The organism is Alteromonas sp. a30 (genome assembly GCF_026788005.1).
Lineage (GTDB): Bacteria > Pseudomonadota > Gammaproteobacteria > Enterobacterales > Alteromonadaceae > Paraneptunicella.
Window position 1 is genome coordinate 26,044 of sequence record NZ_JABEPE010000011.1, and the last position, 12,930, is coordinate 38,973.

The 12,930-nt window shown below is 41.6% G+C and carries 11 protein-coding genes; 4 read left to right on the top strand and 7 right to left on the bottom strand.

Features of this window, described 5'->3' with window-relative positions; all coding sequences use genetic code 11:
• Positions 1-106 precede the first annotated feature (106 nt).
• Genes HJG39_RS11830 through HJG39_RS11840 form a run of 3 tightly spaced genes read right to left on the bottom strand, consistent with a single transcriptional unit; the run spans position 107 to position 4,065 of the window.
• A complete protein-coding gene (locus tag HJG39_RS11830) occupies positions 107-2,326 on the bottom strand; it encodes a GumC family protein (RefSeq protein ID WP_268409439.1) in 2,220 nt (739 codons plus the stop codon).
• A gap of 14 nt (positions 2,327-2,340) precedes the next feature.
• Positions 2,341-2,868 (bottom strand): polysaccharide biosynthesis/export family protein, encoded by a 528-nt coding sequence (locus tag HJG39_RS11835; protein WP_268409440.1) that lies wholly within the window; start codon positions 2,866-2,868, stop codon positions 2,341-2,343.
• A gap of 3 nt (positions 2,869-2,871) precedes the next feature.
• The gene (locus tag HJG39_RS11840; RefSeq protein WP_268409441.1) at positions 2,872-4,065 is read right to left on the bottom strand and encodes an outer membrane beta-barrel protein; all 1,194 of its coding nucleotides are present in this window, start codon (positions 4,063-4,065) and stop codon (positions 2,872-2,874) included.
• A 1,238-nt stretch (positions 4,066-5,303) separates the two neighbouring features.
• Here HJG39_RS11840 and HJG39_RS11845 point away from each other — a divergent pair.
• The gene (locus tag HJG39_RS11845; RefSeq protein ID WP_268409442.1) at positions 5,304-6,104 is read left to right on the top strand and encodes a DUF1338 domain-containing protein; all 801 of its coding nucleotides are present in this window, start codon (positions 5,304-5,306) and stop codon (positions 6,102-6,104) included.
• Between the two features lie 164 nt (positions 6,105-6,268).
• Positions 6,269-6,670 (top strand): hypothetical protein, encoded by a 402-nt coding sequence (locus HJG39_RS11850; RefSeq protein ID WP_268409443.1) that lies wholly within the window; start codon positions 6,269-6,271, stop codon positions 6,668-6,670.
• Between the two features lie 53 nt (positions 6,671-6,723).
• Here the strand turns inward: HJG39_RS11850 and HJG39_RS11855 are convergent, their stop codons facing one another.
• The gene (locus HJG39_RS11855) at positions 6,724-8,556 is read right to left on the bottom strand and encodes a choice-of-anchor I family protein (RefSeq protein ID WP_268409444.1); all 1,833 of its coding nucleotides are present in this window, start codon (positions 8,554-8,556) and stop codon (positions 6,724-6,726) included.
• Between the two features lie 251 nt (positions 8,557-8,807).
• Between HJG39_RS11855 and HJG39_RS11860 the strand changes: the two genes are divergently transcribed.
• Entirely contained in the window at positions 8,808-9,227 is a 420-nt protein-coding gene (locus tag HJG39_RS11860) for an OsmC family protein (RefSeq protein ID WP_268409445.1), read from the top strand.
• A gap of 235 nt (positions 9,228-9,462) precedes the next feature.
• A complete protein-coding gene (locus HJG39_RS11865; protein WP_268409446.1) occupies positions 9,463-10,272 on the top strand; it encodes a M48 family metallopeptidase in 810 nt (269 codons plus the stop codon).
• A gap of 21 nt (positions 10,273-10,293) precedes the next feature.
• Here HJG39_RS11865 and HJG39_RS11870 read toward each other — a convergent pair whose 3' ends face one another.
• From HJG39_RS11870 to HJG39_RS11880, 3 genes are all read right to left on the bottom strand, one after another.
• On the bottom strand, positions 10,294-10,785 hold the full coding sequence (locus tag HJG39_RS11870; protein WP_268409447.1) for a hypothetical protein: 492 nt from the start codon (positions 10,783-10,785) through the stop codon (positions 10,294-10,296).
• Between the two features lie 132 nt (positions 10,786-10,917).
• Positions 10,918-11,982, bottom strand: coding sequence for an ABC transporter permease (locus HJG39_RS11875; RefSeq protein ID WP_268409448.1), 1,065 nt, complete (start codon positions 11,980-11,982; stop codon positions 10,918-10,920).
• Positions 11,979-12,866 carry an ABC transporter ATP-binding protein gene (locus tag HJG39_RS11880; RefSeq protein WP_268409449.1) on the bottom strand — a complete coding sequence of 296 codons (888 nt, stop codon included), beginning with the start codon at positions 12,864-12,866 and terminating at the stop codon, positions 11,979-11,981. Before HJG39_RS11880 ends, HJG39_RS11875 begins: the two co-directional genes overlap by 4 nt.
• Positions 12,867-12,930: the final 64 nt, after the last annotated feature.

Below are 12,930 nucleotides of genomic sequence, written 5' to 3' on the forward strand. Positions count from 1 at the left end.
CAATGCACTGCAAAATGGGGAATGGGGAATGGGGAATGGTCAGTATTTGAAGCTAGAAAATGATGAAATGAAGTGCCATTGAAATTGAAGCGGCGAGATTAATCGCTTAGAAGCAAGCCCCATTAGATTTTTTCACCATTAAACTATCAAAGTCATAGTAATTGGCGAAGCGCTCTTTATTCTGGCGATTATGTACATCAACTTGGGTGGCAACCACGCCACTCACACTCGCGCCTTGACTTCTCAATCGATCAAACAAAGTAACAACCTGCTCTCGCTTGGTACTATTTGCTTTAACGACATAAACCAGTGAATCGACTTTCTTTGCGATGACAAACGCATCACTCACGGCTTCTGCTTGTACACTATCTAAAATAACGTATTTGTAGTGTTGCTTAAGCCGCTTTAACAGTAAATGAAAGCGTGGGGAAAAAAGCAGGTCTAGGGGATCGTCACATAAATTTCCCGCAGGCAAAAAGGCCAATCCCGTTGCTTCATCCATATAAACACAATCAATAAAGCTGGCTTCCCCTTTAAGAAGGTCAGCCAACCCAGGATGGTTTTCAGGTACGCCTAAGCCTTGACCAAGAGAAGGTCGCCGCAAATCAGCATCCACTAACAACACCTTTCCTTGACGACACAACGACTCAGCGAGACTCTTGGCCAGCAAAGACTTGCCCTCGCCCACAAATGTTGATGTGACTGCTATCAATTTTTTATTCGGATCTTGCCTTAGTTGCAATAACAGATTGGTTTTAACTGTTCTTATTGCCTCCAAGAAACGTTTGTGCTCCCTTTCTCCTAGAGAGCGCTCGGTTTTTCCATTTTTAATTTTGGGCATAATTCCCAATAGCGGCACGTCGAGGTAACGAGAAACGTCGTTAGCACTCCTGAAACTATTGTTGGTCATTGCATCAATGATCAGAATCATGATCACCGAGGCGGCTAACGCCAAAATAATGGCAATTCCGACTAATACCTTCTTTTTCGGTTTCGCGGGGAAAGGAGGCGCAATAGCGGGGTCAATAATACTAGCAATGCCTACATGAGAGGCCGTGGCAAGTCGATTGTGTAGTGATTGTTGTAAAAGCTTGTCGTAGAGCTCTCGGCTGGAATCAATTTCCCGCGTCAAACGAATAAATTTATTCTCCAGTTTTTGGTTTTGTTGGTGCTCCTGACGCGCCATTTTCAGCTCGGCTTTAAGCTCCTTAAGCACTTCATTAGAGGCATTTAAATTCGTCTTTGCGTTTGCTGCCATAGAACGCAATTCTGACATTACATTATAATGTGCCTGTTTTAGCTCGGATTGTGCGGCAATCATCTTGGGATGCTTTTGACCATAAAGCGTCGATAATTCGTTCACTTTCTGCTGAACTTGCATTTCACTGTGTCGAAGTGACTGAATAGTGGGGTTTTTCACAACGTAGTCGATACTAAGTAGCGCCGAGATGCCTTTCATACCCGCTTCTTCAACAACGGTGTTGATGATTGATAACTCCAAGTTTCGCTGCTGCTCTTTTAGCACTTGGGATTTCAACTGTTTTACTTTTCCTGCGCTTAATCCCGACACGCCGTTGGTGACAATAAGATCATTACTTTCCAAGAAATCTGAAATATTTTGCTCTAGATCCTGCATCTGCACACGCATTTGGTATAGACGCTCATCTAGCCATTGCGATTCTCTTTCCGCATCATCTTTAAAAATTCTTTCATTTCGCTCGATATACAATTCTGCCAGCGTATTTGCCACATCACGCGCTAACTCAGGAGAGCTAGATTCAAAACTGACCGTTATCATACGAGTTTGAGGGATGCTGCTAACTGAAAGATCGCGGTTGAATAACCCAAGCATTTGAAATTGCTTAGTGTCGAGTTGTTTTTCAGTCGGTGGGGAAGGCTCAGGTTGAGATTCAGGAGCACCCAATGTTGACGTCATAAACGTTATTAGCTGCTGTATGTATCCGGGTTTATTCAATTGCCCAGCAAAAGCGGGCTCCTCAGCCAAATTTAATTCGTCAATGACTTGCGTCATCATGTTGCGAGAGCTTAACACCTCCATTTCGGTAACGATTGTCTCATCATTATTGAGACCTAAATCAAATCCGCCGGGAAGACTAAACATGCTCTCTTTTTTCTCTTTCAGGAGCAAAGTGGCGGTCGCGATATAGGTGGGAGTAATTTTGCCAACAGCGAGCACAGCCAGCACTGCAACAATACTGACAAATCCAACAATATAGAATTTATAGCGCATTAAAACACGCCATATATCGAACAAGTCGATAAACTCATATGAGTCTATATTGTGACTGTCATTATTGGTACTCATCTAAACAACCTAAATTAGAAAAACCGTTGACCAACGACAATGATGTCACCAGCATTAACCGCAGTGTCTAAAGCAACTGACTCTGTTTTTTTATCTGGCGCTTTTTGTGAAATAAGATCAATTTTGTTTTTTGATCCTCTATCAGTTAAGCCACCAGCTAAGGCAATGGCTTTGCTGATATTAATGCCCGGTTCAAACGCATATCCACCCGGACGCTCTACCTCACCTTGAATATAAAAATTCCGGTATTTGACTATGTTTATCGATACTAGTGGATTAACAATATAGCCATCCGCTAACCCTGATTGAATGCGATTTGAAAGTTGGTTTACGGTCAAACCTTGGGCTGGCAGTTCACCCACAAATTGAAACGTGATAAAACCATCCGACCCTAACGTTGATTTAGTCGTGAGATCGGGGTGTCCGTAAACACGGATTTCAATCTGGTCCCCGGCCCCCAAAATATAATCATCCGCCGAAAAGGCAGCAAAGCTGATACAAAGCAATCCCCACAAAAGAAGAATTGAACAGCGTAACCTCATTGATTATTTCAACCCTAAAGTAACATCCAACCCAATCACGTTTTGCTCGTAAGAATAACCATCTAAATTTGAATCGTTATCTTGTCTTTTTGCTGTTAGCTCAACAGAAATATTGGATCGGAACGCATAAACTAACCCTACGCCGAAGTTCGTCTTTTCTTCATCACGCTCAATGCCAACAAATCGAAGATCGGCATAATCAATATAACTGGTCAGTCGAATCCTCTCGGATACGTTGTACCCCATTGATAGCGCGTGAGAAATTTGACGAACGTAATCACCATTTAACGGTGGTTCTACCGACGCTCGACTGCTTTCAACCTCAAAGCCAAGTCTTTCTAGCGGATTCCATGCCAACTTTACCTCCCAAGAGAACCCGTTGAATTCTTCACGTAACGCACTATCAAATTGTTTTTTCTGAAATCCGAAGCCGAGGCTACCGTATCCAAGGGCTCCGCGACTCCAACGCAACCCTGCAAGCAGGCGATAATCGTTTCCGTCTCGCGTAAATTCTTCAAGGGAATCATCATCATAATCAATTAATGTATGGCGTCCTTGAACAAAAATGCTACTCTCGTTGCCTGTACGCCAAAATAATGACACCTGAGATTGCAATTGGTCATTATCAAGATTTGCGCTTAAAACTTCGGCATTTTGATATTCTTTTTCCAAATAGCTAAGCGCCGCTTCCATCCAAAAGCGTTCGGCTAAAAAGCTGTATTTCCAATTCAGATCAAAACCTAAATTATCAAACTCAACAGGGGTATTGATTAACTCTGCCAAACCTTGGCTTAAGCCCGTTCCTCTTGCTTCGTGTAAACGCGCGTAATGAAAGCTGCCCGAGAGTTCACTTGTAGATGAGGCGACTGTGCTAATACCCAAATTTAATTGATGATCATCATAATTATTTTCTGAATCATCGTAGCGACCCAACACACCGTTGTAATTGAGACTGTATTCAGTTCGGCCTTGTTTAAGTTCGGCTAGCACATTTGCACGCATTCTCGCTTCACCACTGCTGGAACGATTAAACTCAGAGGCAGTAATATTGTCGTTATTCCAGTAGCCAAGTGTGATGCTGGGTGTTAAGTCGATACCGTTATCCAAGCCGATAACACCATTTGCAGCATAAGAGCAGGTGGGTATAAAACCAGAAACCGCCATTACGGCGGCGGCAAAACGTAGTTTAGTAAACATTATTATTATTAAATCCTTTAAATCTCATCAGGAAAATTATCGTTATATTGAACTAAAAGTAGCCAAAATAGATAAACACTTAAAACAGAATCAATTCGCTACTGTAGTTTATTTAACTTATCGGTTTTTTCGCCGCATTCATTAATTTAACGCAAGCTCATACTGACTTTCTGAAGCTCTACCCTACTTGGAGCGTTATTAATCAATTCACGCCATGCGGATTTTTCTGCTCCACAATACACTCATAAAAATAGAAAGAGGTCTAACGTGAAAATATATTGCAAAAGACAAACAAAAAGAAATCAAGACTGGACTTAAGCATTGAACTTTTACGCTATAACTAAAATAAAGCAGGAGAACATGACTTAACAACCAGAAGGAAACTCAATAGTTACGTTGCATCAGTAAGTCCAGAAAAACTGAATAATCAAACGGATAGGCTTTAACAGAACCGAGTTTTTGCATCAATTTGCTTCAGTAATTCGTTAATCAACTATACCCAAAGTGTAGAATGAAAATGTTTTTACTCTATGAAAAATAAATCAGATATTAAATAACATGAGAGGGTTTCAATAAAATTACATTGTTATTGATAAACCAATTTCTTCCATATAGAAAACAGCATTTTATTACACTTTTTTTGATGCTATCTCTACCACTTTTGACTCGGCAGCAATCGATTCTAACTTAGTGAGTTTATTCACACAACACCCCTTCAAAAACATCACTTTTAGAGTATTAATTTACCATCTCTATTATTTTATAGTCAGGTTAACATCACTCTAAAACCACCTTTTAATGGTTAAAAAATGCGTTATTGTTGAATTTTATTCTCGCTAATAAACAATAAAAAAGTTTTATTGTTTATTATGAATATTATCGAAAAACCGAGTTAGATATTAAGTAAAAATTAAAAGGAAAACACCCCTATCAAAAACGCCAAACCTGTTTATTAAACAATATGACAATTCCTACACTCTTCTATCATAGAAAATTAGAATCACAATATAGAAATATATTAACACCTCACTTTCCGACACAATAAATTAACAAAAATACAACAAATAAACACCTCATAAAACAATTTAGTTACATGCTTAAAAATCAGATTATAAATAAACCGTTTCGCTGGCAAAACTGCTGTTAATTTAATCTTATTTGCATATAATGCGCGCCTTATATACTTACTCCGACAAGCATGAGTTTGTCTAATTTTAGCTGGATAGATTTCTCGACGTATGCACACAAATATCGATACTTTATTTGAAAACCTTTGGCAAAATTACTTAAGCGTGACACCCTCTGCCGAAAAAGTTCATCGCCTACTAGGTGAAGGCGATACACTAATTAATGATCATGTCGCTTTTCGAACATTTAATATCGAAAAAGTAAATTTAGACAAACTTGCTGCTCATTTCCTAGCATTAGGTTATGAAGAAAAAGGGCAATATGACTTTGAGCAAAAAAAGTTAAAAGCTAAACACTTTGAACACGCTGACACAACAAAACCGAAAGTTTTCATCAGCGAGCTTTTAGTGGAAGCGTTTTCTGAAACCACACAAAATATTATTCGTAATATGGTTGCGCAAGTTGCAGATAATGCAAGCCAACAAGAAAGCTTCTTATACTCTGGCCCACACTGGCAAGTCACCACAGAAGAATACGAAACGCTATTAGCAGAGTCAGAATACGCAGCTTGGATGGCAGCGTGGGGCTATCGCGCCAATCACTTCACCGTAAGCATTAATCACATGCAGCACTATCATGAATTAGCCGCTGTCAATCAGGCATTAAAAGATGCAGGATTTGTATTAAATACTTCTGGTGGAGAAATTAAAGGTGGTCAAGAGGTATTTTTGGCGCAATCTTCCACAATGGCAGACAAAATAGATGTGCAATTTAAAGATGCGGTAAAAACCATTCCAAGCTGCTTTTATGAATTTGCACAACGCTACGAATTACCTAACGGAAAAATTTATACGGGATTTGTAGCCGCTTCCGCAGATAAAATATTCGAAAGCACAAATGTCGCTAATTAATACTGTTTAAATCGTATTTATTTAATATAAACAGCCTCAAAAAAAGAGATAAACCGAGTTTGTCTCTTTTTTTCGTTTTAGCCCACCAAAATAAGAGCAAATAACAACGACAATAAAAATGCGCTTGCTATACTTTTTAGTATGCAAACAAGACAAAACCAACGATGTATCAAAGACTAAACCGCACTTATTATCAGGATCCACACGGTGAAACCCATTTCAGCTGGATTGGCAATATTCTCATTGTGAGAGCCATTGGTCCTTTTAATATTGAAGGTGTCGATACCAGTTTTGAACAACTCAAAGCAGAAGTTGCCAAGGCCAATAATACGTCGTGGATAAGACTCGATTATCCTGATGAAAATACCTTTGGCGATCATGAAGTTATACGAGGAATAGAGCAAGGATTCTTTTGGAGCCTAGAGAATGGCTGTAGAGCCATCGCTTCTGTGACCACTACGTCTTTACAAAAAGCATTATTCGAAAGCTTTCTTTCTCGGCATGACTTGAACCTACGCCCTTTCGAAGAAGAAGAAAGTGCAATGGAATGGCTCTCAACTCAATAAAAAAAAGTCGCCGATTGGCGACCTTAACACAACACACTCAATACGATGGAACGCTATTGCTCAGCAATTTGCCAAACTGATACCGAACCACTCACTTCATTGCCTACAACTAACAGTGCATTACCACTTGGACTGTCTGCCGCAGGAACAAATGTCATACCTTCTGGCGCTAAGTCGCCTAATGCGTCCGCACCTTCAGTTGTATCTCTGTTAATGATGTAATCAACAAAGTTTGTGTCATATGGGTTTGTCACATCATAAACAAAAATGCCACCCATTCGTTCTAAGCCAATGAAAGCATATGTGCGCTCACCGACTTGACCAACAGCCAACGCTTCAGGCTCAGGACCTTTATTTGCAGAACGAGAGTCACCCGCATTCTCGCCGCCTTCATTATTGAAAGCCCGTCCGTGAACAGAGGCTGTAATGCGTTCAAAATCATCGCCTGAATCAAAAACAGGTAAACCGTTTTGGTCCCAAATAGTGAAAGAACGTCCACCGTACGCAAAAATAGCGTCTTGTACGCCGTCACCATTTTGGTCGCCCAATACCGAGGTCACACGCAAGTCACCTAACTGGAATGCCGCAAAATCAACATCCGCTGGATTACCATTGGCAATACGACCTAAGTTCGAATCGAATACATAATCTAGCTCTTGTGCTTTCACTTCTTCAGAATAAGACAAACAGCCTCTTTCCTGATCAAAGCTTTGACCACCAGCAAAGATACACAGTTCTTCGTTTTGAACGCCTTGCTCATCTAATGTGTCGAAGTAATATTCACGCGCATCACCTTCATTAGCGGTGATTAAAAAGTCCGCACCACTCCATTGGTAACTTGCGATGCTATCTGGTTGATAAACGCCATAAACGTCTTGGTACTGACCAAAACTAACACGGCCATCTTCGGTTCCATCCAACTGCCACAAGGACCAGTCTTTAAAGCCAAGACCAACTATTTCAACACTATTGCTTTCCAAATCAATAATTGCCAAACCGTTGTTTTCTTGAAGCGTCACGTAGGCTTTTGTGTTTGTTGCCGTGATATATTCAGGCTCTAAGTCTTGCGCGACGGAAACCGAAACTAAATTATCATTAATGATGCGCCCATTTGGATTCGGGAAATGCATGCCTTGCTCTTCGAGCATTGCTTGCGCGCCATTATAATCTTGGAAGTTAATTTCCGTTGCCGTATCAGCGGGGACGCCATCAGCAATAGAAATCACAGAAACACTACCTTCTGGATCGAAGCTATAATCACCTGCGGGCTCACCTTCATTGGCCACTAATACTTTTGAGCCATCTGGTGTAAATGTCACCATATCAGGCAAGTAACCAACGGCAACAGCCTTTACAAATTCAGGAGAACCTGATTCTAGACTTGTGTAGAACAACACTGCCCCAGTCTCATTATGCGCAGCAGCAGGAACCGCTACCGCTAACATATCGCCATAAACAGCGATGCTCGTTGGGCCACCTAAAGCAATACCGTTAGCCGTTGTTTCCAAGCTTAGCGATGTTGCATTGAGGTTGTTTGCAGTAAGAGGATTGTCAATTGCTGATGAAGGCAAGCTAGAAATGTCGACCATTCCAAGGCTTGGCGTACCAACCGCATTATTTATGGCAAAAATCGTATTGCTTGCTGCGTGATATTGAACTATCTCAGCAGCACCTAGTGGATTACCCGGATTTAACTCCGTTCGTCCAACTAAAGATAGGCTGATACCTGTGGGCGCATCTTGCCCATCAGCACCAGGAGCACCTACCTCCCCTTGAGGACCCTGAGGACCTTGCGCTCCATCGTCTCCGTCTGAAAAACAGCCAGATAGTGACAATGACACTGCTAGTGCCAACGTCGTTTTAAGGAAATTATTTTTAATACTCATATGTGTCTTCCCAGCTTAACAAATGGGTTTGATGTCGAACCTACTTGATAAGCGAAGATATAAAATTAATTAGGATTATCTAACTGACCCTAAATACAGTATCCAAAATAATGTCCTTCAAGTATGAAATCGCAAAGGGCGTCGCCAATCCTATTACAAACTGGTTATAATCCCCGCTTCGAATAGCTGTGAGCAGTATTTTCCGGCAATTTATTTAAGTAGTCGTTATCAACCTAAAGACAGGACCAAACATGCAAGCAACTGTGAAATGGCAAGATGGGTTGTGCTTTGAAAGCACAACCGAAAACGGACACAAAGTCATTATGGATGGCAGCAAAGAGAAAGGCGCCTCCCCCATGGAAATGGTCATGATGTGTGCAGGCAACTGTGCCTCTATCGACATCGTTATGATTTTAGAAAAGGCCAGACAAGCAATCACTGGCGTTGAAGTCAAATTAGAAGGTGAGCGTGTAGATGCGGTACCTGCTATTTTTTCCAAAATCCACATGCACTTTGTGGTAACAGGAAAAGACTTATCAGAAAAGCAGGTAGAAAGAGCCGTCAACCTTTCAATGGAAAAATACTGCTCAGTTTCTATCATGCTGAAAGAAGCCGTTGAAATTACGCATAGCTTCGAAACTATTCAAGAACAGGTTAGCCTTGAAGCCTAACCGCAATACTGTTGTGTAAATGCATATATACCGTTACTTGACGGTGTATAAACCGACCGTCACCTCTTGCTATGTATGACGCTTCTGTATCCTAAACGGCGTAGAGGTGACACTCAATTAACCGCATTCTTGAGATAAAATAAATACGCCTATTTCCGGTTCTTTTACACCCTATATTTTAACCTTGCTAAAATATAGGATTCACATCAGCGGACACTCAGAGGAACGAAGCCATATGTCCAAACCAAGTTTCATCGCCAAAACCGTTTTCGTATTGAGCCTTTTTCTCCTTGTTACATCATGTGCAAAATCGCCAACAGGCAGGAATCAATTTAAGTTTTATGGCGCTGCACAAATGGATGAAATGGGCCGACAGGCGTTCGATAGTATTAAAAAAGAATCGAAAACCTTACCCAACTCCCGCGAATCTAAATATGTCAATTGTGTTGCCCGTCATATCACGCCACAAGTACCAAAGCATGTTTTCTCGGGGGAATGGGAAGTTGTGGTATTTGATGATGAGCAAATTAATGCCTTTGCTTTGCCCGGTGGAAAAATCGGGGTGTATACAGGGTTATTAAATGTAGCGACTACACAAGACCAACTCGCAGCAGTGATTGGTCATGAAGTGGGGCATGTTATTGCCGAACATGGTAACGAGCGCATGTCATCTGGCACGTTAATTAATTTGGGAATGCAGGTCACTAGCCAAATTTTAGATACTCAACAAGTTGGCAGCAGCAAAGAAATTATGTCGGCCATCGGAGTTGGCTTACAAGTGGGTGTACAACTCCCCTTTAGTCGCACCCACGAAACCGAAGCGGACTTAATTGGCTTAGATTTAATGGCAAAAGCGGGCTTTAATCCGCAAGCCTCTGTTACCTTATGGCAAAACATGGAAAAAGCCAGTGGCGGTAATGCGCCATTAGAGTTCTTATCAACGCACCCGGCTCCGACAACGCGTATTGAACAATTAAAGGCAAACATGAAACCTGCCCTGCAACATTATAACAGCACCCGTAACCGTCCTCAGTGCACGTTATAAATGCTAACGAGGTGTTGTTTATTATTGTGAGAAGCCAAGCGCTTGCCAGCTCCAATCATTTGGACTCAAGCAGGCGGCTTCTAAAAAAGCAGCTAAATCCTGTGCTCCCATCGCTTCTGCTACAATACGAAACTGATTTCGAGCCTTTATCGCTCGGGTTTGCAGCAAACCTAAGCGCTTGTCGGCATAACTATCAAACTCAGATTGCTGAATTTTCCCTGCTTTTTGCGTTGCTGAATAATAATCAAGCACGTATTCCAATAACCGAATCTGGACTCGTAACATTTGTTTATTGAGAATATGCAAATGCGTTCCAGACGCCTCAATCGCTTCAATAAAAACGTGGTCGCTTAACGCTTCGGCTTCCACCATCAAAGACTGACATTGTGATAAATACTGGCTCAGCATTTTCAGGTAAACAGCATTCACTTCATGATTTGCATTCTCCGATGCCTCAAGCATATCCTCTCGAAGCATATCGAGACTAACAAGTTTTCGAGAAATGGGAGACATGCAACAACCTATATTTTCAATCAATATTCTGAATAGAAGGGCCTAGAAGTAAGGTTACGCCCCTTGAAAGCGAAGGGTCAAGGAGCCCTATCGCTGTTAGCGCTTTTATTCATACCTCTTATCAATACTCTTTTAACGCCCTTCCCCTTCCCATTTAAAGAAGTAACCCGCCGTTGCAATGAAAATTACACTTAACCCAAGCAATAACCCCAATTCATAGTGCAGATCAGCAAGTCCAGCGCCATCGGTCATCACGGCTCTGGCGGCATTCAACATGTGAGTCAGCGGGAAAATTTGCGCTAACCCAACCACAAAATCAGATGCGCCTTCGAGTGAAAACCATACGCCTGACAACAACATCATGGGCCACGTAGTAAAATTGGAAATGCCTGCCACAAGTTCTTCGCTTTGGCTTCGACACGAAATCAGTAACCCTAACGAAATCAGGCATAAAGCCCCGCTCACGGCCACAATAAGTAACGTTAAATAGCTACCAAGCATGTAAAAATCGAAGATAAAATTGCAAAGAGTAAACACGATAGAAGCCATGCTCACCACAATAAACAAACGAGAAAACACTTGCGCTATCATAAATTCGGTGGCCGTTAAGGGTGTGGCTTTTAATCGTTTCAATACTGAATTTTTACGGTAACGAACAATAACATAAGATGCTCCCATCAAACTGCCAAACATAATGTTCATGCCCAAAATACCGGGGATCAACCAGTCGATATAACGCACCTCCTTTCCTGTTAACACTTGGCGCTGATAATCCACAGTCTGCCCCAGCAACAACTGTTCAATCACGTAACCTTTAGGTGAAGTTTGGTTCACCCAATATTGCTTTGACTGCCAGTCAACTAACAAGTCGATACTGTGACGTTGCACTTTGATTTGCGCTAGCGTCAAATCTTCGTATGGAACAAACTCCACATGTTTCAATGCAAAAAACCCGACCTTTTCAGATTCATTTTCATGCGCTAATGCGGGCTCCTGAATGACATCAGGCATGCCGTGCATCACACCGACTTTGTACTGTGCTTTTCCATCGCCATCAAAAGCCGCAGAAATAGCAATAATAATGATAATTGGCATCACCAAAGACCACCCCAATGAGCCTTTATCACGGAAAAACTCGAGATTACGCGCTTTAAATACAGCGAAAATGCGCTTCCATGTACTTGTTAAAGCACTCATGCTTCCTCCTCTAGTTTTTGTCCGGTCAATTTCATAAATAAGTCATCCAAATTTGCCGACTTGATATGCATGCCTTTAAGCGACACATTGGCTTGGGTTAACTGCGATAAGGTGGCTTCAATATCTTGCGTTGACGTTTCATAATACATCTCGCTTTTAAGCCAATCATAATCTGTTGAAATTGGCGCTGGCAGTGTCTGTGGTGATATACGAATTAACGCATCAGAAAAGTGCTGGCTAAGTAATGACTGCGGGTTGCCTCGCTCAATAATTTGGCCTTGTGCCATAATAACAATTTCATCACACAGAAACTCCGCCTCGTCCATATAATGCGTGGTAAGCACGATGGTTTTCCCTTGAGATTTAATACGATTTATCAAATCCCAAAAGAGCCGACGCGCATGGGGGTCTAGCCCTGTTGTCGGTTCATCTAAAAAAATCACTTCGGGGTTATTAATTAACGCCAAAGCCAACAGTAACCGCTGTTTCTGCCCCCCAGATAATTTGCTATGAAAACGATCAATAAAATCGCCTAATTGGCAGATTTCGATTAACTCATCTTGGCACACAGGATCATCGTAAAACGAAGAAAAGAGTTTTAGGGTATCTCTACAGGTTAGATAACTTTGCAATGCCGTATTCTGAAACTGAATTCCGACTCGAGCCAACGCGGCTTTACTTATCGGCTCACCGAAATAACAAATACTGCCTTTACTCGGTTCAACAATGCCTTCGAGCATCTCGATAGTTGTTGTTTTACCTGCACCATTTGGCCCAAGCAAACCAAAACACTGACCTTTTTTGACATCGAAGCTAATATTGTCGACAGCCAGTACATCACTAAATGATTTTGTTAACCCGCTGACCTCAATCACGTATTGCATCTGCGCTTCTCAGTTATTTACAAGAGGCGTCAAGAATGCCACAGTATGCGCCCAGCTTAAACGC